Below are 23,759 nucleotides of genomic sequence, written 5' to 3' on the forward strand. Positions count from 1 at the left end.
TAATCGGTGTGGCCATCATGGGTGACAGCCGGATGCCCGCAGTGCGCTCCATGCTGATGGTCGTGACGGTCGTGAATGGGGTGGTCGCTCATCGCAAGGCTCCCTTCGTGGGCAGATCTGATGGGCGTAGTCTAGGCCGATGGGGACTGATGGTCAATAGAGAGAACAGAGTGGAGAAGCGTTCCGTCCTCGTCCTCATGGGCGGGTGGGTCCTCGATCCGGGCCGATCGAACAGGGAGGCGGATGTATGGATCAAGGACGGTGTGATCGACGCCGTGGTAACGCCGGACACCAGTCCGCCGGCCACGGCGGAATGCGTCGATGTGACGGGACTACTCGTCTTGCCTGGTTTTGTCGACCTCCATGTCCACCTCCGCGAGCCGGGACACGAATATAAGGAGACGATTGCCACTGGAACTGCCGCCGCGGCGGCGGGCGGGTTTACGACGGTCTGTTGCATGCCGAATACGAAGCCGGTCAACGACGACATCACTGTGACAGGTTGGATCATCGAACGGACCAAGGCGACGGCGTCGGCCCATGTCTATCCGATCGGAGCCATCACGCTGGGGTCGGCGGGCCGCGAACTCGCCGATTTTCGGACACTGAAACAAGCCGGTTGCGTGGCCCTGTCCGATGACGGCCGGCCGGTCATGGGCGATGAGATCATGCGGCGGGCGATGCAGTCTGCCGCCGAATTGGATCTGCCGGTCATCGCCCATTGTGAAGATACGATGGCCTCCGGATGCGGGTGCATGAATGATGGGCCGGTGTCTCGAGCCATGGGATGGCGGGGGATGCCCGGTGATGGGGAGGACCGAATGATCGCGCGCGACATCCGGTTGGCCAGGGAGACCGGAGCCCGACTGCACGTCGCACATCTGAGCACGGCAGGCGGAGTCGAGATGGTGCGCAAGGCCAAGCCGGACGGAGTGCGGATCACGGCGGAAGTATGCCCGCATCATTTTACGCTGACTGACGAAGCGGTGCCGACCTATGGAGCGAATGCCAAGATGAATCCACCCTTGCGGAGTGAGCGGGATCGTACCGCGCTGATTGAGGGATTGGCGGATGGCACCATCGACGCGATCGCGACGGACCATGCGCCGCATGCCGAATACGAGAAACAGTGGGGAATGAATCGGGCGCCCTTCGGTGTCGTCGGGTTGGAAACAGCCTTCGCGTTGACCCAGCGTCTCGTCCAACAGGGGCGATTGACGTTAGAACGAGCGATCACGTGTTTGACCAGCGCTCCCGCTGCGGTCCTTGGGCTACAGAAAGGCACACTCGAGCCGGGAGTAGTCGCCGACGTCACGCTGATCGATCTTGAGGCGTCCTGGACGGTGCACCCTGAACGGTTTCGATCAAAAGGCCGCAATACGCCGTTTGTTGGCTGGGCGCTGCAGGGACAGGTCATACGAACCCTGGTGGCAGGTGTGACAGTCTATCAGCGTCATCAAGCAAGATGATGAACCATTGTCTGTGAGGGACACCATGACTGAACCGCTCGCAACGCCGCCGTCCGGCTTTCTTGCGTTTCTTCCGAAGGAGTATCAGGGGGAATTTTCGCCCGACTGGATCCTGGGACTCTCGCCCTTTTCCGACCAGACCTGTCGGCGGTGTCTTGCCGTGCAGCAGGGGACATGGATCGGAATGGGCGCGAGGGAATGCGAGGAACGCGACTTCACATGCGAGAAGCGGGGGTGATTGGCGGAACTGCGTGTAAAGACGAAAGGAGGAGGAATGTTACCTGAACGACGGCGTCGGGTCATCGACGACACCACGCCGGTGGATTGGAAGAACGTTGAGTGGTTGCGGAGATTTCTGAGCGAGCGGGGAAGAATGTTGCCGAGGCGAATGACGGGCAACAGCCTGCAGCGGCAACGGGTGATCGCGCAGGCCATTAAGCGGGCGCGCCATATGGCGCTGTTACCGTTTGCGGGGCCGGAAGGATCCTAGTCTGGAGCATAGCCGGTTGATCAACCAATGAGGACAGAGCCATGGCCAAATTGAGCAGCCAGTTGAGAAACGAGAAGCGCAAACAGTTGGTGGCGAAGTATGCCGAACAACGCCGAACCTTGAAAGCAGTCGTCAAAAACCAGGCCGCTAGTCCGGGAGAGAAATAGGAGGCCCAGAGCAGGTTGAACTCGTTGCCGCGCAATGCATCTCCGGTGCGGGTCCGGAACCGTTGTGGGGTTTCCGGCCGGGTACGTGGATATCTGAGACGATTCGGTATGTCGCGCATTGATTTCCGGCTGTTGGCGCTGAAGGGGGAGATTCCCGGCGTGCGTAAGTCGAGTTGGTGAGCCAGAGTCTGAAGGTGTCGGAGGTGACCCATGTCGAGTGAACAAATATCATCTCGTCCCTTGTCGGTGACCATGGTGTGCGGATTCGTGGGGGCGGGAAAGAGCACGGTGATTCGGGAGTTGCTCGCTGAACGTGGGACCGAACAATGGGCAGTACTGGTCCACGACCGTAGCGAACATGATTGGGCGGCAGTTGACGGGGCCGGTCAAGCCATAAACATCTACTCGTTGGGGGAATCGTTGGCCGAGTTGACGCGGTCCTGCGTGAGCTGTTCGTTTCGCGAGGCGCTTACGGATGCTATCTCGTCCATCGCTGAAATGCGTCGATTCGATCGACTGATCGTCGAATGTTCAGGACTGGTCGAAGCGACCATGGCGGCGGCGGTCTTCAATGATGCTATTGCAGATGAGGAGCCGCTCGCCGGGCTGGCCCGACTGGAGCAGTTGGTGACGGTGGTGGATGCCGCGACCGTCTGGGAAGGCATTCGCAGTGCCGACGCGTTGAGGGAGCGGGGAATGAGTGGCGGCGAAGACGATACCAGAGTGCTCTCGGAGCTGCTGGTGGAGCAGATCGAGCACTGCTCATTGATCGCTCTCAATCGGAGTGCAGGGATCGACGTGGACTGCCGTGAACGGGTCATCACGCTCCTTCGGTATCTGAATCCGGAGGCCGAAGTCCTTTTGGCTGCCGACAGGGTGAAACGGGAAGAGCGCATTCTGGCCCGCAGGGACGGGGCAGAATACGGCATCAGTTTCCAGCCGGGCTGGGCCAAGTTGATCGACCAGGCCGACGTTCCGCCCGAACCATCACAAGCATGGAGCACGGGGGTGTTCCGCGCGAGCCGTCCGTTTCACCCGGAACGCTTGTGGCGCTGTATTGAAGAGGACTGGCCCGGTGTCCTGCGTTGCAAGGGGTATTTCTGGTTGGCATCGGAGCCGGACCGCTGCTTCTCCTGGGAGCAGACGGCCGGCAGCCGGCACTTCGAATGGGTGGGGCAGTGGTGGGTGGCGACGCCGCAGCCTGAGTGGCCGACCAACGAGGCGTTTCTGCGCCGCCTGAAGTCGCAGTGGACGATCGAGTTTGGAGATCGACGTCAGGAACTGGCGTGTATCGGGTATGGAGCCGATCAGGAGGCACTGTTCGCCCGCCTGAGGGGCTGTCTGCTGACTGCGGAGGAACTCTTGCTTGGTGAGGACGGTTGGCGTCGATTCGACGACCCGTTCGAGCGGGCGACGCAGGAGGCGGGATCGCGAGAGGATGAGACGGATTCCGAATGAAAGGAGTCAAGGGATGACGACCACGACGACGCAGGTTTCGCAAGACCGCCGCCTGCCGGTGACGGTGCTATCGGGATTTTTGGGTGCGGGGAAGACGACCTTGCTCAATCACGTCCTTCACAATCGGGAGGGGCTTCGAGTGGCCGTGATCGTCAACGACATGAGTGAGGTCAACATCGACGCCGCCCTCGTGAAGCAGGGGGAGGCGTCGTTGAGCCGCACCGAGGAACAACTGGTTGAGATGAGCAATGGCTGCATCTGCTGCACCCTGCGGGAGGACCTTCTCAAAGAGGTGACCCGTCTGGCGGAGGCCAGGCGCTTCGACTATCTGCTGATCGAGTCGACCGGCATCTCAGAACCGATGCCGGTGGCCGAAACGTTTCAGTTCGAGGACGAAGGCGGGCGAAGCCTCTCCACAGTGTCGCGATTGGATACGATGGTGACCGTCATCGACGCCGCGAATTTTCTGAAGGACTATCAGCAGGCGGAGGATCTGGCGGCGCGCGGATTGGCACTCGGCGAACAGGATGAGCGGACAATCACGGATTTGCTCATCGATCAGGTGGAGTTTGCGAACGTGTTAGTCATCAATAAGACGGATCTGGTGTCTCCGGGTGCATTGGGGACGCTCGAGGCGATCCTGACGAAGTTGAATCCCGAAGCTCGTATTCTGCGTGCCGTGGAAGGGCGTGTGCCGCTCACGGCGTTGCTCGATACCAAGCTCTTTGACTTCGAGCGGGCCAGTCAGGCCGCGGGGTGGATGCAGACCTTGCGCGGAGAGGAGTCGTCAGAGGCCGATGAATATGGGGTGACGAGTTTCGTCTACCGGGCGCGGCGGCCGTTCCATCCCACACGCTGGTGGAACGCGATGCAACTGACGTGGCCGGGCGTCCTTCGATCCAAGGGATTGTTTTGGATTGCGTCGAGGCCTGACCTGATCGGCCTCTGGTCGCAGGCCGGTGGGGCCGGTTCGGTGCGGTGGATCGGGCGCTGGTATGCCGCGATGCCCGAAACGGAATGGCCGGATGACGAAACGGAACATCGGCGGATTGAAGGTGTGTGGGATGCCGAGTTCGGGGATCGAACGCAGGAACTGGTCGTGATCGGACGGAATATGGACCAGATCTCGCTGACCTCCATGCTCGACGCATGTCTGCTGACGGACGAGGAGTGGCGGCAGGGCTTGGCCGCATGGAGCAGGGCGGAGGATCCCTTCCCGCGACAGGTCAACGATCAGGAATTGGAGTCGGCCGGCGCATAAGCCGGCGGCATGTGACAGGAAGAACAGGAGTATTTGATGGCACGGTATTGTCAGGTGACGGGAAAAAAGCCGATGGCTGGGAACCATGTCAGTCATGCCAATAACCGGACCAAGCGGCGGTTTCTGCCGAACATTCAGCGGAAGCGGTATTTTCTGCCGGATGAACACCGCTGGATCACCTTATCGGTCTCGGCGCACGGGATGAAGATTATCGACAAGAAGGGGCTTGCGCGAGTCGTCGCGGACATGCGGGCAGACGGCCAGAAGATCTAACCGGGGTAAAGGAGTTTCATCATGCGTGGAGTAATGGCAGTGGCCTGCACCGGCTGTGAGACGCCGGGCATGTCGGTCTATTGGACAACGAAGAATAAAAAGAATGATCCGGATCGCATTGAGTTGAAGAAATACTGCGCGCGTTGCCGAAAGCATGCGACGCACAAGGAGAAACGGTAGGTCGCCATGCCGATTTATGAATACCGATCGCAAGATTGCCGGGGGCCGTCGGATTGCCCGAGGCGGTTCACGTTTTGGCAATCGATGAATGACAAGCCTATCACGAATTGTGTGATTTGCCGGGCTCCCTTAGAGCGCATACCTTCGCTGTTTTCGGCGGGGGTCGGGCTTGTCGCGCGTGGGGCGGCGATGGCCGATCCCCCAGCCGGGTCCCAGGCGCCTCCGGCGACCGTGAACAACGTCTTCGGCGGCGGCCTCAACATCCAGGGATGCGGTCATGGCCCGCTCTCTGGCCACGATACTTCGGCAGGCAAGGAAGCGTCATGATCCGAAGCCGCGCCTGTGGCGCCATCATCGTCATCCTGATCGCGTATCTGGCGCTAGCCTTACCCTTGCCGATGGTATTGCTCGACCATGAGTTGGGTGTGCTTACGGGAGACCCAGCCCACACGGTCCTCAACGACCATGCCTGGCTCGACCATGCTGCCGGGTCTGGAATCACGCCGAGCGACGGCGGAATCCTGATCCTCGTTCTCGTGGTGTCGCTCGCCTTGCCTCTCGAACACAGCGGCCAATCCGCCGACCTGCTCTCTCCGTCCGGTCGCGGCCCCCTGCCTGCTGATTCCATTGTATTCCCGAGAATTAATTCGCTGAGCATCTCGCACGCCAATTGTGGGGTGGAAGCCGTTCCCTTCGTGTCGCTTGCTCATGGACAAACAACCGGATGGTGGGTGGAACAGTCGTCGCAGGAGACCAGGGAGGGGCGAGGGTTTCGATCGTCATCAGTCAATCGCTAGGTGAGTCGGATAGGGAAAGAGGGTGCGAGTCCCTCGCGGAGCCGCCACTGTGATCGAACCGTTGGGGTTCGACAGCCAGATCGCCTATCCACTCCATGTTCCACCACGTCCTTGCGCACTCAGGGAGGTGGTCATCATGCAGGTGAGAGAACAGTGGGAGTGTCGACGACACGTTGGTATTGCAGGGAGCCCATTGGGGATAGTCCCGGAGAGCCGGGGAGAGTTTCCCGTGGAATTACAGAATGGAGCGCTGTCGTTTCCGGATCGTGTGCCGCATGGCATCCAGGCGGTGTGGCCCGCAAGGTGCTGGTCGCCGACCAGGAGGGGGTCGTCGAGCGGCTGGAGTGCGATCGGGGCTTAGGGCTATTTGAGACGTACTACACGATGGGAAGTGGTTGGAAATGTCTGGTTCAGTGGGCAACGTGGCGAGGTGGCACCATGCACGCAAGCATGAGGCGGCAGGGGGGACGGTGATGGATTGGGGAGAGCATTTCTTCCAAGCGGACCCGGAGCGCTGCAGACCGGGATATCGTCCGAAGGTCGGCGGCGTGGCCCCGCTTCGTGGCTGTACGGTAAAGGTCACGCCGGAACGTCGACGCCGTGGACTGCGCAATGCCAGATTGGCCTGCCTGGCGAGACGGTTTGTTGAGCGCCACGGCCCATGAACCGCCTAATCGAAGGTTGCTAGACGGTCTTGGCTGCCAGCGATTCCGCCATGCCGTAGAGCAGCGCTTCGGTGTCGCTCCAAGCCAGGCAGGAGTCGGTGATCGACATGCCATAGGCCAAGTGCTTGCCAGGCTCCCAGCTCTGTCGGCCGCCCTGTAGGTGGCTTTCCAGCATGAGTCCCATGATGGAGCGGCGGCCGTCCTGGAACTGCTTGATGACCTCGCCGGCCACTTCGACCTGGCGTTGATGGTTCTTCCCGGAATTGTCGTGGGAGCAGTCGACCATCACGCCGCGGGCGAGGCCTTCGCCGGCGACGGCCGATTCGGCTCGCGCAATGTCTTCGACGCTGTAATTGGTGCGGCCGCCTCCCCCGCGCAGCACGATGTGGTGGTCCGGGTTGCCAGTAGTCTTGATGATGGAAGTGACGCCGTCGGCATTCACGCCGACAAAATGGTGCGGGCTCCGGCTGGTGATCATCGCATTGATGGCCACCTGCAGGCTGCCTTCTGTGCCGTTCTTGAAGCCGACCGGCATCGAGAGACCGCTGGCCATCTCACGATGGATCTGGCTTTCGGTCGTCCGCGCGCCGATGGCGGTCCAACTCAAGAGGTCGGCGATGTATTGCGGCGTGACGGGATCGAGCAACTCGGTCGCGCAGGGCAGGCCCTTGCCGTTGATGTTCAACAGAATCGTGCGGGCCAGTTGGATGCCCTGGGCGATCTCGCAGGTGCCGTCCAGATGGGGATCGTTGATGAGCCCCTTCCAACCGACCGTGGTACGGGGCTTCTCAAAATAGGTGCGCATCACGACCAGGAGCTTCTCGCGGACGGCGTCGGCAACCGGCTTGAGCCGCTCGGCGTACTCGTAGGCGGCATCGGGATCGTGAATTGAGCAGGGGCCCACGATCACGATGAGCCGTTCCATATCACGGCCATGCAGGATATTTCTGATCGCCTGCCTGGTTTGAAAGACCAGCTCGGAGACGTCGTCCGTGATCGGCAGACGGGTCTTCACCTCTCGCGGGGAGGGCAGCGGTTTGATTTCGATGACGTGTTGGTTGTCTATCGGCCTGGTCATGGTCGTCCTTTAGGTGAGTCGCTGATTGTAGTATGGTGACACAACATACTGAATTCAGGGCGGAAAGTCCATAGGAGAAAGACCAAGTCGGATCGTCCTTGCATCACGCGAAACCTTTTGCTACAACTCACGCCGTCTTGCTCTACGTACGAACAGGGTCATGGTGTCTCGCCTGAGGCAGTTCAAAACCGGGTCGCTCGTTGCGTTGCTGCTCGTCGCGCTCTTGCTCGCGATGGCGCCGTTTGCCGTCGCGCTGGAGATTCACCACGAACTGGCGGCGGCCGACCACGACGGCCACGAACATTCCGATACCGACCTCTGTCAGTGGGTGCAATATCACACGGGACACTCGCTGGCGGGCGATGTCCCGGCCCCGTCTGCGTTCCTGGCCCATGCGCCTCCGCAGCCGGTTCGTGCACCCATCCTCGTGTCCCAATCGCTCCCTGCTTCTCGCGCCTCACGCGCGCCTCCTCAATCCTAAGCCCGTACCAGCTTCATTCACGTTGATGGGACCCCTGCGTTCAGACACTGGGCCGTGCTCTGCGTCGATGCGTGGGACTGGAACTATGGGAGGTTGCGATGTCTGTGTTGAAACGGATGTGCCGAGTGTGTGGTGCCGTCCTTGCCCTGATGGTCTTGGGACCAGTCGCCGTTCAGGCGCAGGTGCCTGCGGCGGGGCAGGGGCGAACGATTACCGGGACGGTGCAAAATCAGGACCTCCGGCGTGTGCCGCAGGCCACAGTGGAGGTCAAGGATCAGGAGGGCGTGCTGGTCGGTACGGGCGTAGCCGACGATGCGGGAGAATTTGCCGTGGAGGTGCCGGAACCTGGGACCTACTCCGTGAGCGCCGTGCAGGATACCTATCGGAGCGAGTATGCCATTTTGAAGGTCGGGACGGAGCAGCCGGGACGCGTGACACTGACGCTCTCGAAAACGCGAGAGATCGCCCTCGAAGTCGTCTCGCCCTTGGCGCCGATTCAATACAAGGCTTCCAGCGAAACCTATGCGCTCAGTCGCAAGGAAATCGAAGAACTCCCGCGCGGGAACAACAACGAGTTGCACGACGTGCTGCTCACGATCCCGAGCGCGGTCTACGGATCACTGAAGCAGGTCCACATCCGACAGGACCATGCGAATCTCCAGCTGCGCATCGACGGGGTGCCGATTCCCGACACGGTCTCCACGACCTTCTCGGACGTTATCAGCCCTCGGGCTTGGGAGCGGGCGGACATCATCCTAGGCGGCATGGAGGCGCAATACGGCAACAAGGCGGCGGCGGTGCTGGACATCACCACCAAGAGCGGCACCAAGCCGGCCTTCGGGTCGGCTCAGATCATGGGCGGCTCCAACCAGACGATCAATCCGTCCTTCGAATATGGCGGCACGATCGGCGAGAAGTTCCGCTTTTACATTTTGAACAGCCATACCGCGACGAATCGCGGCATCGAGCCGCCGACCCTGGGCCATTCCATCTTCCATGGGCAAAGCGAACGCAATCAGACCTTCCTCCGCGGCGACTACCAGCACGACAACAAGAACAACTTCACCTGGTTATTCCTGAACTCGGTGGCGAAGTATCAAATTCCGACCACGCCGGGCCTCGAACTCGACCCCAGCGGACAGCTATTGCCGCTGCTCCAGGCGAGTCGTCCCGGCTTCACTCCCGTCGCCTCCCAGGCCATCAATGAATTTCAAAAGGAAAACAACCAATACGGCCACATGGTGTGGCGGCACGACGTGAATGCCAACAACTTCTTCAGCCTCGCGGGTTACTTCCGCCACACACGCGCGACTTTCAAGACCGATCCGTTCAATGTCCTGGCCTATACTGCCGATCCGGCGGAGCCGTTTTCCGCGTCCGATCAGGATCGCAACGCCTATTCCACCGGCCTGCGGTTCGACTACACCTATGTGCACAACAAACATCACCTCATCAAAGCGGGCTTTCAGATCGATCGCACCCAAGCGGTGAACAAGACGCGGTTGTTCACGTTTGCGGACGATGGAGCAGGCAATCCGACGGGAGACTTGCTCGGACTCAATGCCGACAACCGCCAGATCGGCTACCGCCAAGAATTCTGGATCCAGGATCAATGGAGCCCCAACGACAAGTGGACCTTCAATCTCGGCCTGCGTGGCGACGCGGTGCAGTATTTGCGGAGTGAAGGCCAGGTCAGTCCGCGAGTCGGGGCCACCTATAAATACAATCAAGCGAACGTGTTCCACGCGTTCTACGGCCGGATGTTCACGCCGCCCAACTTGGAAGCGATTTCCTTCGCCAAGCTGAATACGCTCGGGACCAGGGCGCAACCGGAGGACGTAACCAACAACACGGTGCGGGCCGAGCGGGCGCACTATTTCGAAGTCGGCAGCTACCATGCCTTGAACCGTTACGCGACGCTGCAATTCACCGGCTGGTACAAGCTCAGCAACTTTCTCTCCGATGCCGGTCAATTCGGCACTACGCCCCTGCTGAACTACTTTGCCTTCGAGCGAGGTTGGCAACGCGGCATCGACGGCGCCTTGAAACTGCAACTGAACGAGAACCTGACCGCACGAGGGAATGTAGCCTGGGGACAGTGCAAAGGTTACGGCCTGCAATCCGGCCACTTTCTGCTGGAGGCGAAGGAGATTACGGATGTCAACTCACGCGGGGGCGTGTTCTGCGACCATATGCAGACGCTCACGAGTTCGGCCATCGTGAGTTACCGCTTGCTGGAACGCACCACTTTCACGGGACAGATGTTGTTCGCTTCCGGCCTGCGGACGGCGGAAAACGAAGACGCGAAGACCAATTCCACGCACAGCCCCTCCTATACGATCTACAACCTGTCCATTTCGCATGTATTCACGTTGCCGTGGGAAGGGCAGAAATTTCTGTTGGGGTTCGACATCATCAACCTGTTGGATCAAAAGTATTACATCAACCAGGGCGAAGGCAGCATCGGGCTGGGCGTGGCCCACGCGGGCACGCCACGGTCGTTTTTCTTTCGTGGCCAATGGTTCTTTTAGTATGATGCTGAACCGGGCCACCAGCGACGTTCTCAGTCGCCCGGCTCCCTGCGACGTACCGCAAGGGTGCCTTGCTGGATGGCCCGTTTGAGCATCATCTCGCAATTGGTTGGAAGACGATATGACGAACATGATTGCTGCAAGAGATCGCGTCACGAGAACGATGGTGGGGTTCTGTGTCTTGTGCCTGTGTCCGCCGGTTGGGGCGTGGGCCGTGACGGGTGATGAGGCGACGCATGAGGCGGACCATGCGCTCGATGCGGACATCATCGAATTGCCCGAGGTCCACGTTCACGGCTTGCCCTTGAACAAGGACCAGCAGTTGGGGCCGGTCGCCAAATCCACACCGTGGCCGGCCATTCCTTCGTCGTTGGACGGCAAACCGCTCGATGATTGGATGAAGGCGCGGCTGCTCGTATCGAAGGACGCTCAGGTGACCGTCGTCGTGCTGGAGCCGGCGAAGCATCGGGAGCTGACGGTGGCCGGCATCATCGCGCTCAACAAATGGACCTTCCTTCCCCAACTCAACGGCGACGACCCCGTCGACGGCGAGCTGACCGTGCGGATTCACTTCCGTTCGCAGTAGTGAGGCAGGGCGGCTGCTTCACCAGCCATCCGCGGTAGGTCGTCGGCTACGGCGAAGGCCGATTACCGGCCGGTACGTGTGGTCAGATCATTGTGCGCCCAATTGTTGTCCGCGTTGACATCGATCCCGCCGGCGGGCGGAGGCTTGTCGAGGTTCGTATATTGAAACGTGCCGAATGGCTGGATTTGATCGTCCGTCGGTAATTGCTCGCGATGCCATCCGCCGCCGAGGGCCCGGAGGAGGGCCACCGACGACCGGAGGAGCTCCGCCTTGACCTGCACCGAGTCGATACGCGCCGTGAGCGTGGCCACCTGCGCATAAATGAGTTCGAGGCTCGAAGCCAGCCCCCCCTGATAGAGCTCCATGGTGAGGTCCTGCGCCTTCTGGGTCGCCCCCACCGCCGCGTCTTGGCGGTTGGCCGCGGCGGTCAATCGATTCGTCAGGCTCAAATTGTTCTCCACTTCGCGAAAGGCGTTCAGCACCGTCGAGCGGTAGAGGTCTTCCGTCTCGCGATAGGCCGACCAAGACTGCTGCAATTGCGCGCGCCGATAGCCGGCCTGAAAGAGCGGGAGTGAAACGGCAGAGCCATAGGACCAGAAACTATTCGCGAGTGAGATCAGATTGAACCCGTTGTCTTCGAACCCGCCGGAGAGGCGGAACGACACATTCGGGAAAAAGGCGGCGCGAGCCATGCCGATGGCACGGTTGGCCTCCGCCATTCGGCGTTCCATCGCCGCGATATCGGGCCGACGTTCGAGCAAGGTGGACGGGATGGTGTGCGGGATGGTGAAGTGCGCCACCCGCAGTTCATTGACCGAGTCGATCGTGAAAGCGGCTGGCGCCTTGTTCAGCAGAATGGCGATGGCCTGTTCCGTCACCTGACGTTGTCCTTGGATTTGGGCGTATTTGGTTTCGGTGCTGAAGAGCAGTGATTCGACGCGAGCGACGTCCAGGGCTGAGGCGATGGCGCCGGCAAACTGGGCGTTTACCAGCGCGAGCGATTGTTTGTAGAGTTCGATCGATTGGGCGTAGATCGCACTTTGCGCGTCATAGCCTCGCAGCGTGAAATAATTCGCCGCCACCTCGGCCTGCAGGCTGAGCCGCGCCAGTCCGTAGTCGGCCGCGCGTTCTTGCGCCCGATAGGTCTCCAGGCGCGTAGCATTGCGCAGCGCGGACCAAAAATCCGGCTCCCAAGAGGCCAGGCCTCCCCCATACAGAGTCGTGCCGAACTCCGAAATATTCGGGGGGCGGAAGAGCGCATCGACCGACTGCTTGTTACCTGACGCGCCGATCTCCAGACCGATGCGAGGCAAGTACTGCGCCCGCGCCTTCATCATGACGTCGCGAGCCTGGACGAACCGTTCGGCGGCCGCCTGCAGATCGGGATTGGCCACCATGGCCTGGTCCTCCAGACTGTCGAGAATCGGATCATGAAACTCCCTCCACCAGTCGGGGCGCAGTTCTCCATCGGAGGGTTTCGCCTCGACGAAGGGACTCGAGCCCTGCCACGAGACCGGGACGACATAGCGCGGCGGCTGGTAGGGAGGCGCGAGGTCGACGGCGGGAAAGGCGCAAGCCGCGAGTGCACAGGCCAAGGCCAGTGGGGCGGCGGAGCGGGCATAGTGTCGAAGGATGCAGACCATGGTCACGGCTCTTTTGATGTGTCTTGTGGCATGGGCGACGGCTGACTGACGAGATCATAGCCGGGCGCCGGCGTGACGACCCGCACCTTGTCACCTTCCAGCAAGGCGGCGCTCGGGTTGTTCACGATGCGGTCATTCAGAGAAATCCCCGCGGCCACCTCAACGGCGCTGTCCATGAGTTTGCTCACGGTGATGGGTTGCAGGCGGATGCGGTCGTCCTCGGTCACCAACGCGACTTGCGTGCCCTGTTCTTGGAACACCAACGCAGTGGAAGGAATCATGAAGACGTGCCGATCAACCGGGGCCGTCAGGTGGACCTGAGCATAGGAGCCCGGCCAGAGCGCCCGATCATCGTTGTCGATCGTAAAGACGGTCACGGCGGTGCGCGTGCTGACATCGAAGCCTTTGGCGACGGTCAAGAATTGCGCGACGAAATGGCGATTGGGCAATTGCGGGACCGTCACGTCGGCGGTCAAACCGGGCTGGAGGAAGGGGCCGAACGTTTCCGGCATACTGACGAAGAGGCGCAACATATGGACGTCGGCCACCGTAAAGAGGTTGCTTTTCGCACTCGGCGTACTGAGCGTCCCTTCTTTGCTGACTAAGTCGCCGACGTTGATGGTGCGTTGCGTCACCACTCCGTCGAAAGGCGCGACGATCGTTTTGAACCGAATGAAGGCCTCGATGTTTCTGACCTTCTGTTCCGCGGCCTTGACCTTCGCCGCTTCGGCTTTCAACTCCTGTTCTTTGACCGTGATCGACTGTTCTGAGACCGCGTGATTCGGGCGAAGCGCCGCCCAGCGTTGTGCGGTCACTTCGGCGAGCTTATACCGGGCGCGCTCCGTGTCCAGATCCGCCTTGGCCTGCGCATATTCGGCATCGAGATCGGGCGCATTGATTTCGGCGAGGATGTCGCCTTCTTTCACCTGATCGCCGTAGTCCTTGTACCACATCTTTACGTAGCCGGTGACGCGCGCGTAGATCGGCGCCTCATACCAACCTACGATATTGCCCGGCAGCGTGATGGTCTCGGTCGATGCTCCCGGCTTGGGATGGACGACGGCGACGGTGGGAACGGCATCCGCGAGCGTCTGTTCACGCAGCAGTGCGGCGTCGCTCTTGCTGCCGTACATGCGATAGCCGACATAAAATGCACAGAGCAGGATCGCGACAATGGCCAAGCCCCTTCCTCCCAGCGTCTTCATCGTGCAGGTGCTCCTTTGTGCGGAGCCATTCGCCGGTTGTAGATCATCGCGTAGACGCAGGGCACGAAAAACAGGGTGAAGAGCGTGGCGACGAGCAAGCCGCCGATGACTGCGCGGCCCAGCGGAGCGTTCTGCGAATAACCCGTTGCCATGGGCACCATCCCGAGGATCATGGCCGAGGCCGTCATGAGTACCGGGCGGAAGCGAGTCTTTCCGGCTTCGAGCGCGGCCAGCAGCGCGTCGCCGTGCTCTTGCAGCCGCTCGCGCGCATAGGACACGACGAGAATCGAATTGGCGGTCCCCGTGCCCATGGTCAAGATGGCGCCCGTCAGCGCCGGCTCCGACAGACGCGTATGGCTGAGGAACAGGGCCCACGCGATGCCCGCCAAGGCGCCGGGCAAGGCCGTGATGATGATGAAGGGATCGAGCCAGGATTGGAAATTGACCACGATCAGCAGATAGACCAATACGATCGAGGCGAGCAGTCCGAAGATCAGTTCGGCGTAGGCCTCGTACATCAGCGAGGCCTGGCCGTGGATTTGTACTTCTGCGCTGCGGGGTTTCTCATGTGCCATGCTCGTGGCCACAGCCTGAACGTCCGCCAAGACCCCTCCGAGGTCGCGTCCTTCGGCGGAGACATAGATGTCGAACAACGGCATGATGTTGCCGTGTGTGATCACACCCGGTGTGCCTGTCGGTGAAATGTCGGCCAGATTGCCGAGCAACTGCACATTGTTTTCCGCGACGTTGGTCGAGGAATCCACCGGGACGGTCTTGAGACTGTTGACGCTGTTGATCTGCGGCTGGGGCGTATAGACGTTGATCAGGTACGACATGCCGGTAGAAGGATCGAGCCAATAAATTTGGTCGACTTGCTGACTGCCGGCGGTCGTCATGAGCAGGTTGTCGGCGATGTCCTTCTCGGTCCTATTCACGCCGAGCCCGAAGGTGCGGTTGCCTTCCACCATGAGGGTCGGCGTGCGCATCGTCTGTTGGATGACCACGTCTGCGGCGCCGGGGATTTCGCGGAACTTGCCCGCCAATTTGAGGGCGAACGCATAGTTGGAATACATGTCCGGGCCGTTGACCTGCACGTCGATCGGTGCAGGCGCGCCGAAGTTGAGAATTTGCGCGGTCAGATCGGACGGCTGGAACGTGAATTCCGTGCCGGGATACCGCTCCTTCAGGCCTCTGCGGAGCAGCGTGCGATACTCCCACACCGGCGACTTCTCATCCTTCAACAGAATCGTGAGATCACAATCCTGTGAACCGATCGTCGGCGTCGGAATGAAGGCCAAGTTGTGCGGTCCGACCGGTAGGCCGCAATTACTGACGATGTTTTCGACCTGACCGGGCAGCAACTCCTGGATACTCCGGGACACGAGGGTGGCGATGCGCCCCGACACCTCGATGCGGGTTCCGATCGGCGCCCGCATATGCATCTGTATGACGCCCGAACGGATCTCGGGAAAGTAATCGCGCCCGAGGAAGAAGAACAGGGAGAGGGAGCCCAGCGCGATCGCCAGCGAGACCATGACGAAGGAGTTGCGATGGGCGATCACCCGTTCGAGCAGGGCGCCGTAGCGCTCGACGGTCCGATTGAAACGCCGCTCGAACCCCTTCTGAAATCGCACGAAGGGATTTCGCGATCGGTCTGCCTCGGATTGGTCCCGCGGTTCATGCGGTTGCGACATGGTGACTCTTCATCAGATATTTCGCCATGGTCGGCACCAGGGTGCGCGACAGGATGAACGAGGCGAGCATCGCGATGATGACTGCCTCCGCCATGGGTTTGAACAGGTAGCCGGCCACACCGCCGAGCTTGAAGAGCGGGAACCAGACGATGGCGATGCAGAGCGTGGCGACGAGCGTCGGGACGACGATCTGGTTGGCGGCGTCGATGATGGCCTGCTCCAGCGGTTTACCCATGTCGATATGCCGGTCGATATTTTCGATCATCACGGTCGCGTCATCGACCAGAATGCCGACGGCCAGCGCCAATCCGCCCAAGGTCATGACGTTGATCGTCTCTTCGAGGAGATGCAGGCCGATGATGGCGGTCAGGATGGACAGCGGAATCGAGGTCCAGACGATGACCGTGGCCCGCCAGGAGCCGAGCAGTAACAGGACGATGAGGCCGACCAGCGCGCCGGCGGTCGCCATTTCATGCACGACGTCCTTGATCGAGTCCTTCACGAAGGTGGAGGCGTCGTTGAGGAGCGTGATCTTCACGCCTTCCGGAGAGACCTGTTCGGCGCGAGGGATCATCTTCTTGATTCCATCCACCACGTCGAGCGTGGAGGCCTCGGTGCTCTTCATCGCCACGATGATGACCGTCTGTTTGCCGTCCACCAGCACCACGTTCTGTTGCACGCGACCCATGAGCTTCACCGTGGCGACATCGCGCAAGTACACGAAGGCATTGCCTTCCCGTTTGATGGGAATGTCGGCGAATTCCTCGATCTTGAGCGGAGAGGCGTTCGTCTGCACGATCCAGTCGGTCGACTTGATCTTGATGTCGCCCGAAGGCAGGACCAGATATTGTTTCATGAGGACATCGTGAACGTCGGCCGGCGTCAGGTGACGCGCGAGAAGTTTTTGCTGATCCAGATTCACCATGATCTGCATGTCCTGGCCTCCGTACGGATGCGGGAGCACGATTCCCGGCACCGTCACGAGGAGCGGGCGGATACGCATGTAGGCGAGGTTATAGAGTTCCGCCGGGGTCATTGTGTCGGAGCTGATCTGCAACATGGCGACCGGAATGGAGGACGGCGCAAGACGCATGACCATGGGCGGCGAGATGTCCGGGGGAAGGGCCTTCACCACGTTTTGCGCGATGCCCACGATGTCCGCTTCGGCCCTACCGACGTCGACTCCGTCTTGGAGAAAAATATTGGTGATGCTGCTCCCGTAGTAGGAGTGGCTATGGATGTATTTGATGCCTTCCACGGTCGAGGTGAGGAACCGCTCGAACAGATAGGTGATGCGACCCTCCACCTGCTGCGGCAACAGACCGGAATAGATCCACACCACCGAGGTGACGGGAATCGTGATGTTGGGAAAGACGTCGGTCGGCATGTGGAGCACCGTGAGGCTTCCCATCAAGACGATGAGGATGGACATCACGACGAAGGTGTAGGGTCTGCGCAGCGCGATGAGAACGATGGCGTTCATGCCGCAAGCCTCTAAGGGCGATTGGTCTTCCCGTCGCTGAGCCGTCGCTGATCGGGTCTGAACCGGAATCTATTGCGTCACGTCAGGTCTCTCCTGGTATGGTCTGTTCGAAGGAGCATGAATGATGCCGTGCCGAGCGTCCCGTCACGTCGCGGAATGTGAGCCCTGTAATCGGCGTGATGATCGCACTCTGAAGAAGCACCTCCGTAAGCCGTGCGATAGAGTACCGTGCGGAGCGTGCGCAATCTCACGGTTTCATTCTTTGGCCGCCGGGAGGAGGCGAAGCGATCGAGCCGTTCAGTGACGAGAAGCATGCAGCCGCAGGCCGACGAGCGGTCGGTTCGAGGGGGCAGGGGTAGGTGGTACCGATTTTGCGTTCGTCCTGCTCGAACGCAAGAGGAGATCAAATAGCCGCCTCGTCGGCCCATACAACAGAGAGGATGCTATGGCAGAACGGCATGTGTTCGTTGCGGCGATCGTGGTTCTCGGCTTCGTCATTGGGGTGGGGACGGCAGCGAATCCTGTCCAAGCCGAGCCGCTGGTGATCGGGGCGACTTCAAGCCTCAAGCCGGCGTTCCAAGAAATTATCCCGATGTTCGAAAACGAGTACGGTGCGAGCGTGAAGGTGCAATACGGCCCGTCGCAAACGCTGCGTCGGCAGATCGAGCAGGGGGCGCCGATCGATGTGTTTCTCCCTGGAGCGCTGGAGGAAGTCGAGACACTGTATGAGAAGGGATTGACGCTCAATGGCGCGCCGCGCGTCTACGCACAAACCTCGCTGGTGCTGGTCATGTCGACATCATCACGGGCGCTCGCGGTCTCCTTGCGCGATGAGTTCGCGAATCGCACGACCCGCCTGGTCCTGGGCGATCCTCAGACGTCATCGTTGGGAGCGATCACGAACCGGGCGCTCACCATGCTCGATCCCGGATATAGGCAGCGCTTCAAGACGATGTATGCCCGGCAAAGCGACGAGGTGATGAGTGCGGTCCAAGGCGGGAAAGCCGATGTGGGCATCGTGTATCGCGTCGACGCCATCGGGAACGGCCAAGTGCGGATCATCGACGAAACACCGGCCGGCGCGCACATCTCGGTCCGTTTTGGGGAGGCGGTGGTTTGGACCTGCCGCGATGAGTCCCGCGCCGCCGCCGCACAGTTTTCCGATTTCATCACCAGCCCGCGCATCCAAAAACTCTTGCACAAGTATGGCTTCGAGCCCGCATCCATTCCCTCCGCGGCGGGAAGCAAGCGGGAGGAGCCATAGATTGAGGGCGCTGGGAAGAGGCTAAGTGGAAGTTTCTGCGTTCATTTCGTCTTGAAAGCGGAAAGAAAAAAATCCTTGAATCTCAAAGCACCGAATCCAAACCCTCCAATCAGCGAGAGACCTACTATCACTATGAAGAACATCCGATTATCAAGCTCGAAACCAAACTGATGCCGTGCCCACAAGCCCGACACCAAAAGGGTTGAAAATAGCACTGCAGAAACGAGACCAGAATAAATCCCAAAATCTGATTTCCTAGGCCTAGCGAGTCTTTCAAGGTTTTTTATTCTTCCAAGGAGTTCTTCACAAAATCTAAGCATCGGCGTGGCATGCGGGCCAGCTCTAGAGATATTCTCAATTGCTTGATGTGTACGGGATTGAAGTTCCTCAAAGCCGTGCAAGTTTGGTTTGAATGTGGCCTTGAAGCAATGGTGCATGCGAATGGATAGTCCTCTTATGATAGACGATAGATCAATGAGAGCTTTTGCAAAATGATGGGTGTTATAAACCTGTAAGTTTTGCAAGTCAGCCTGAGCCAACAGTCTTTCTGCTTCAATGGCGTTCTTTGCAATGTCATTTGTCTCAAGTTTATCCAGTTCGAGCTTATTCAAGTCTCTCTGGGCCTCATTAAAGTCGAAGAATGCTTTGTAGAAGTATGCTAGGCCGAAAAACGTTGAAGAAAATCGGGGATCATTTGCATAGTATGTTGTCGCAACTTTCTCCGACATGGTGGATGCCTTCGTTATCAGGGCTCTTGCTGAGACCATATCACCAGCATTTATAGCAATAACCGCAGCCACAAAAAATGCTTCTGGTTTCATATGGTCAATTAGGGGGTGGAACTGTTTGCCAAATCGCCCAGCACTTCTGAGATATTCCTCGGTCTCCTTGAAAAGTTGGTGACAACGATTAACGTTGGACTGTTGTAGTTCGATTATGGCGGCTGCGTAGGAGGCCAATGCCCGAGAAGATGCTTCCATTTCAGCTATGCGCAGCTCTTGAAATCCAGCTGCAGCAGTTTCCTGCAAGTTCTTGGCAAGATCGAACAGAGGGGGCTCCGGAAATTCGGACAGTGTGATAAGTGGTAGCCTGGCTTCAGCAAAGCCACCGCGAGGTGGCGACACAAAGGAGCGAGGTAATGAAGAGGACGAGACGGAACCACGGAGCGACCTTTAAGGCCCAGGTGGCCTTGGCCGCAGTCAAAGGTGACAAGACGGTGGCCGAGTTGGCCGAGCAGTTCAGGGTCCATCCCACCCAGATCACCGAATGGAAGCAACAGCTGCTGGCTCGGGCGGCGGATGTGTTTGGCGGCTCAAAACCGCCGTCGGAGGCGCCGGATCTCAAGACCCTGCATGCCAAGATCGGGCAACTGACCCTCGAGAATGATTTTTTAGAAGGCGCGCTCACCAAGGCGGGCTTGCTGAGCGCAAAGCGATGAGTGATCGCACCCATCCATTACCGATCGGGCGACAATGCCAGGTGCTGCAGCTGGCCCGGTCGACCGCGTACTACCAATCGAAGCCTGTCTCCGCCGCGACGCTGGCACTCATGCGCCGGATCGACGAGCTCCATCTGCAGTATCCGTTTGCTGGCGCTCGCATGCTGCGGGATTTGTTACGGCAGGAGGGCCATGCCATTGGGAGACGACAGGTCGCGACGCTGATGCGACGGATGGGCATCGCGGCGATCTATCGGAAGCCGAGGACCAGCCAGCGGCATCCTGCCCATCGGATTTATCCCTATCTGCTGCGTCAGCTGACGATCACGCGGCCGAATCATGTGTGGGCGTCTGATATCACGTACATTCCGATGCGGCGTGGCTTCGTGTATTTATGCGCGATTCTCGATTGGGCCAGTCGCCGGGTGTTGGCGTGGCGGCTGTCCAACACGTTGACCACAGACTTCTGCGTGGAGGCGGTACGGGAGGCAGTCACCCGGTATGGCACACCCGAGATCTTCAACACGGATCAAGGCTGCCAGTTCACCAGCCAGGAATTCACCGGGTTTCTCAAAGACCAGGGTATCCAGATCAGTATGGATGGGACGGGACGGTGGCGGGACAATGTGTTTGTCGAACGGCTGTGGCGGAGCCTCAAATACGAAGAGGTCTATCTGCACGCGTACGAGACCGTCCGAGACGCCCAGGACGGGATGGTACGGTATCTGACCTTCTATAATCAGCTCAGGCCGCATCGCGCGCTTGACGGACGCACGCCCGATCGCGTGTACTGGGAGAGCGTGCCTGCACGGCCTACGGCCGCGTAGGCGTACACCGCCCGGCACCACTTATGAACTGAAAGATTCTGTCCAAAGAAGCGGAGCCATCTCAAACTTACCTTCTGCACGAGCTATGCGTATTCCCTCGAAATGGTGCCATAGAGATTTAAGGAAGAGTTCAAGTCTCGAACCAATTAGGCTGGGGGAAAGTTGTTCCAGATATCTGGAGATTGTAACTGGAGCCTCCTCGAACGATGCCGCAAGCACCTTCTCCAAAATCCCTGCTTCCTGATGGGGCAGGTTACCGATGGTCACCGAATTATGCTCGGGTTCATCACCCATCTAACACCTCCTCGCGGCCATACCTATTAATGGGCGAGTATCCAAGTGGACGAGGATAAACACGTACCAGCTTCTACGCTTATGAATCTGGGAAAGCAACCTCATTGTGAAGGTACCTGTACCCTCATGAAATACGTGTATTGTTTCTATTGACCACCTGTTAGAGAGTAAGACACGTAGGGAGGTAAACGACGCTGGTACTCGAATTATTACTCTCATGGCAGCTGATCGATAATTACCCTCTCCTCCTCCGCATCGAACCCCCGCCAGTCAGTTGCCATTCTCAAACGAGTCCGCCCTCCGGATGCTCGATAGTTTCCACATGCTGAAATCCAAATTTTTCAAGAACTCGATGCGACGCATTGCGTACCGGTAATGTCTGGGCTGCCACGACGACAGAGGGCTCGTGCTGCCTCGCCAACGCTACGAGTCTCGCAGCCATTGCAGAGGCGAATCCGAGCCCCGCACATTCCGGGAACATAAAATAGGCAATCTCTACCCGTCCATTCTCCGGCAGCGATTTGAATCCACACGCGCCCACAGGTGTCTCATCTGCCAGAGCAAGGTAACCAATCCAGGGTACGTCAAAACCGACGGTCTCGTAGAGATCGACGGTCGCTCTGAACACCTCGCGTGCCACCTCAGGTAGAGGGCCCGCGTAGCCACGCGGCTGCCGTCCTCATTGATTGGAGCAAAATGCACTTTCAGACTCATTGTTCTGGTGCTTGTCGTTGGAGGGGAGAAGCTGATCAGAGAATTTTCATTCCCTCTTCTCCACCACATCGAACTGCAGCCCACTTGAGCCTTCCCCTCTGCCTGGGCCCTTGCGGCGGCCGATCCAGAGGTGCGTCGTGCCGTCGATCCAGCGTGCATATTGATAGGTTCTGATGACGCGTGCCCCTTCGCGTGGCACTTCTTCCTCGTAGAGCAACAACTCGCGGCTCGGTTCGAGCAATCGCCCCTGAGGGAGTTGCAGGCCCTGAATGCCACCTTCGTCGAATGCCGGCAGTGCGCCACGCTTGAGTCGCAGGGTCGTCCCGTCCTTGACCGGGAGCAACGGAATCCAATAGTCAGGCACCGTCGTGCCGAGCCGGTACACCAGCGGTGCGCCGTCAGTGTCAGCGGCAGGGGAGGGCGGCTGTTCCGCCAGCGTTGCTTGATAGGCTTCATGACGGTCTAACGGGCGACCGGCGGCGCTTTCGACGACTCGCTCGACGGCCCAGGCCACGTTGGCCATCTCATCCCTCAACAACGACAGGTCTTCCACCGGCCGGCTCTCCAACATCGGGCCTAACACCGGCGGCAGGAAGAACAGGTTCTGTGTGTCGTTCGTGAGGCTGAACATGCGCCAGGGCGTGGCAGGCCCATCCACCTCGGTCGTGTGGGGAATGAGGAACCGTTCGCCGAACGTGTTGGCCACGACGAGCGCGCGGATTTGCGAGAGTGCGCCGACGGGAAGTTCGAGCGGCAACAGGAACCAGTCGTTGCTGTATTCCAGCGCGAACTTTACGAGCAGCAGGCGGGCCAGGTCCTGCGGTGCGGCCTGGATGCTCGCAAAATTCACGGCGCCGTCTTCGAACTCCCACAAGCGCGCGGAGGGCATGCCGCGAAACGAGACCGGTGCGGGGAGAAAGGCCTCTGTGACGGAGGTGCGGCTTTCGATGGCGCCCAGCCCATTTCCCGAACTCGTCGTGAACGAAAACCAGTCCAGCCGTCCATCGAAATATTCCGGCGCGGTCAGCACCACTTCACCCGCCGCCGTCTTGGCGGCAATACTCAGGGCGTATTCCATCCGTTCAGGTATCCAGGCGGAAGGAGCGGTGCCTTGTTGGAACAGGCCGTCGAGCCAAGTCAGCCAGGTGGTCAGGATGGCGAGAATCTTAGGACGATCCACGTCGGTCACCTGATCGAACGGCGCGTTGCGAAACAAATCATTCAACCTGTTGCCGGCCTGCAGCACTCTCATGTGCGCAGCAAACCGCAGTCCGTCGATGGTGCGGCCGCTCAGCACGCGGATGAAGGACAGGCTCGCGGCGTCGATCTGCTTGGCCTGTTCTGCTGTGGGGGCGGCCAGCACATAACTGCTTGCTAACCACTGGGCGCGGGTGGGCCCGAGCCTGGCCGTTTCCAGCAGGCGCAGCAGATGCCGTCCTGATTCGGCGGCGAGGCGCCAGTTGGGGCGTGAGTCGTCCGTCACTGGTTCCGCTTCCACCAGCGTTTCCAAGGCCAAGCCGGCGGTTGCGTAGAGCCTGGCCGGATGCGAGCCGGAGCGTGGCCCCGGTTGATAGCGGGTGACGGCGGCTGTATCCACGATCACCTGCGCGGCGGCAGGTGAACCGGCATCGGCCCCGTTGAACTCGCCGAACTGCCATTGACGGCCCAACATCCAGAGCGGGTCGTGGATGCGCGCTTGCAAACCATCTTGCAGATCGGGGTTGTGGGTGCTCATGTCGAGTCTGATTCGGGAGGGCATGC

General features: G+C 59.8%; 21 protein-coding genes, 2 pseudogenes and 1 riboswitch. Of the genes and pseudogenes, 14 read left to right on the plus strand and 9 right to left on the minus strand.

What is annotated here, in order from left to right; genetic code table 11:
- Positions 1-149: 149 nt before the first annotated feature.
- The 8 genes and pseudogenes from HRU82_17865 to rpmG all read left to right on the plus strand — a co-directional run bounded on the left by HRU82_17865 (position 150) and on the right by rpmG (position 5,298).
- Positions 150-1,469 carry a dihydroorotase gene (locus tag HRU82_17865; protein QOJ37257.1) on the plus strand — a complete coding sequence of 440 codons (1,320 nt, stop codon included), beginning with the start codon at positions 150-152 and terminating at the stop codon, positions 1,467-1,469.
- 25 nt (positions 1,470-1,494) lie between these two features.
- On the plus strand, positions 1,495-1,707 hold the full coding sequence (locus HRU82_17870; protein QOJ36703.1) for a hypothetical protein: 213 nt from the start codon (positions 1,495-1,497) through the stop codon (positions 1,705-1,707).
- Positions 1,708-1,743: 36 nt separating this feature from the next.
- Positions 1,744-1,959 (plus strand): 30S ribosomal protein S18, encoded by a 216-nt coding sequence (locus HRU82_17875; protein ID QOJ36704.1) that lies wholly within the window; start codon positions 1,744-1,746, stop codon positions 1,957-1,959.
- 41 nt (positions 1,960-2,000) lie between these two features.
- Positions 2,001-2,306: pseudogene (gene rpsN / locus HRU82_17880) on the plus strand (30S ribosomal protein S14).
- 30 nt (positions 2,307-2,336) lie between these two features.
- On the plus strand, positions 2,337-3,584 hold the full coding sequence (locus tag HRU82_17885; protein QOJ36705.1) for a GTP-binding protein: 1,248 nt from the start codon (positions 2,337-2,339) through the stop codon (positions 3,582-3,584).
- 13 nt (positions 3,585-3,597) lie between these two features.
- A complete protein-coding gene (locus HRU82_17890; protein ID QOJ36706.1) occupies positions 3,598-4,845 on the plus strand; it encodes a GTP-binding protein in 1,248 nt (415 codons plus the stop codon).
- A 36-nt stretch (positions 4,846-4,881) separates the two neighbouring features.
- Positions 4,882-5,118 (plus strand): 50S ribosomal protein L28, encoded by a 237-nt coding sequence (gene rpmB, locus HRU82_17895; GenBank protein QOJ36707.1) that lies wholly within the window; start codon positions 4,882-4,884, stop codon positions 5,116-5,118.
- A gap of 21 nt (positions 5,119-5,139) precedes the next feature.
- Positions 5,140-5,298, plus strand: a complete 159-nt coding sequence (gene rpmG / locus HRU82_17900) for a 50S ribosomal protein L33 (protein QOJ36708.1) — start codon at positions 5,140-5,142, stop codon at positions 5,296-5,298.
- A gap of 386 nt (positions 5,299-5,684) precedes the next feature.
- Here the strand turns inward: rpmG and HRU82_17905 are convergent, their stop codons facing one another.
- Positions 5,685-6,008 carry a hypothetical protein gene (locus HRU82_17905; GenBank protein QOJ36709.1) on the minus strand — a complete coding sequence of 108 codons (324 nt, stop codon included), beginning with the start codon at positions 6,006-6,008 and terminating at the stop codon, positions 5,685-5,687.
- Positions 6,009-6,048: 40 nt separating this feature from the next.
- Positions 6,049-6,202: riboswitch (cobalamin riboswitch) on the plus strand.
- Positions 6,203-6,496: 294 nt separating this feature from the next.
- Here HRU82_17905 and HRU82_17910 point away from each other — a divergent pair.
- On the plus strand, positions 6,497-6,760 hold the full coding sequence (locus HRU82_17910) for a hypothetical protein (protein QOJ36710.1): 264 nt from the start codon (positions 6,497-6,499) through the stop codon (positions 6,758-6,760).
- Between the two features lie 19 nt (positions 6,761-6,779).
- On the opposite strand, the gene HRU82_17915 is transcribed toward HRU82_17910, so the two are convergent.
- On the minus strand, positions 6,780-7,838 hold the full coding sequence (locus HRU82_17915; protein ID QOJ36711.1) for a 3-deoxy-7-phosphoheptulonate synthase: 1,059 nt from the start codon (positions 7,836-7,838) through the stop codon (positions 6,780-6,782).
- A 160-nt stretch (positions 7,839-7,998) separates the two neighbouring features.
- Between HRU82_17915 and HRU82_17920 the strand changes: the two genes are divergently transcribed.
- From HRU82_17920 to HRU82_17930, 3 genes are all read left to right on the plus strand, one after another.
- Complete coding sequence (locus HRU82_17920) at positions 7,999-8,319, plus strand: hypothetical protein (protein QOJ36712.1); 321 nt, start codon at positions 7,999-8,001, stop codon at positions 8,317-8,319.
- Between the two features lie 98 nt (positions 8,320-8,417).
- Entirely contained in the window at positions 8,418-10,850 is a 2,433-nt protein-coding gene (locus HRU82_17925) for a TonB-dependent receptor (protein QOJ36713.1), read from the plus strand.
- Between the two features lie 121 nt (positions 10,851-10,971).
- The gene (locus HRU82_17930; GenBank protein QOJ36714.1) at positions 10,972-11,436 is read left to right on the plus strand and encodes an energy transducer TonB; all 465 of its coding nucleotides are present in this window, start codon (positions 10,972-10,974) and stop codon (positions 11,434-11,436) included.
- Between the two features lie 62 nt (positions 11,437-11,498).
- Here the strand turns inward: HRU82_17930 and HRU82_17935 are convergent, their stop codons facing one another.
- The 3 genes and pseudogenes from HRU82_17935 to HRU82_17945 form a co-directional block, all read right to left on the minus strand.
- Positions 11,499-13,079: an efflux transporter outer membrane subunit gene (locus HRU82_17935; protein QOJ36715.1), complete on the minus strand. Its 1,581-nt coding sequence runs from the start codon at positions 13,077-13,079 to the stop codon at positions 11,499-11,501.
- Between the two features lie 2 nt (positions 13,080-13,081).
- A complete protein-coding gene (locus tag HRU82_17940; protein QOJ36716.1) occupies positions 13,082-14,284 on the minus strand; it encodes an efflux RND transporter periplasmic adaptor subunit in 1,203 nt (400 codons plus the stop codon).
- Positions 14,281-17,461: pseudogene (locus HRU82_17945) on the minus strand (efflux RND transporter permease subunit). Before HRU82_17945 ends, HRU82_17940 begins: the two are co-directional and overlap by 4 nt.
- A 445-nt stretch (positions 17,462-17,906) precedes the next feature.
- On the opposite strand from HRU82_17945, the gene modA reads away from it, so the two are divergent.
- Entirely contained in the window at positions 17,907-18,725 is an 819-nt protein-coding gene (gene modA, locus HRU82_17950) for a molybdate ABC transporter substrate-binding protein (GenBank protein ID QOJ36717.1), read from the plus strand.
- Between the two features lie 41 nt (positions 18,726-18,766).
- Here the strand turns inward: modA and HRU82_17955 are convergent, their stop codons facing one another.
- Positions 18,767-19,849 carry a hypothetical protein gene (locus tag HRU82_17955; protein ID QOJ36718.1) on the minus strand — a complete coding sequence of 361 codons (1,083 nt, stop codon included), beginning with the start codon at positions 19,847-19,849 and terminating at the stop codon, positions 18,767-18,769.
- A gap of 14 nt (positions 19,850-19,863) precedes the next feature.
- Between HRU82_17955 and HRU82_17960 the strand changes: the two genes are divergently transcribed.
- Positions 19,864-20,990, plus strand: a protein-coding gene (locus tag HRU82_17960) for an IS3 family transposase (protein QOJ36719.1) whose coding sequence is annotated in 2 segments (ribosomal slippage) — positions 19,864-20,119 and positions 20,119-20,990 — 1,128 coding nt in all. Because the reading frame shifts where the segments join, the coding sequence is not laid out codon by codon here.
- Between the two features lie 21 nt (positions 20,991-21,011).
- Here HRU82_17960 and HRU82_17965 read toward each other — a convergent pair.
- The 3 genes from HRU82_17965 to HRU82_17975 all read right to left on the minus strand — a co-directional run bounded on the left by HRU82_17965 (position 21,012) and on the right by HRU82_17975 (position 23,757).
- A complete protein-coding gene (locus tag HRU82_17965; GenBank protein ID QOJ36720.1) occupies positions 21,012-21,284 on the minus strand; it encodes a hypothetical protein in 273 nt (90 codons plus the stop codon).
- Between the two features lie 283 nt (positions 21,285-21,567).
- Positions 21,568-21,912 carry a GNAT family N-acetyltransferase gene (locus HRU82_17970; GenBank protein QOJ36721.1) on the minus strand — a complete coding sequence of 115 codons (345 nt, stop codon included), beginning with the start codon at positions 21,910-21,912 and terminating at the stop codon, positions 21,568-21,570.
- Positions 21,913-22,044: 132 nt separating this feature from the next.
- Entirely contained in the window at positions 22,045-23,757 is a 1,713-nt protein-coding gene (locus HRU82_17975) for a hypothetical protein (GenBank protein ID QOJ36722.1), read from the minus strand.
- Positions 23,758-23,759: the final 2 nt, after the last annotated feature.

This window comes from Nitrospira sp. (assembly GCA_015709715.1).
Taxonomy (GTDB): domain Bacteria; phylum Nitrospirota; class Nitrospiria; order Nitrospirales; family Nitrospiraceae; genus Nitrospira_A.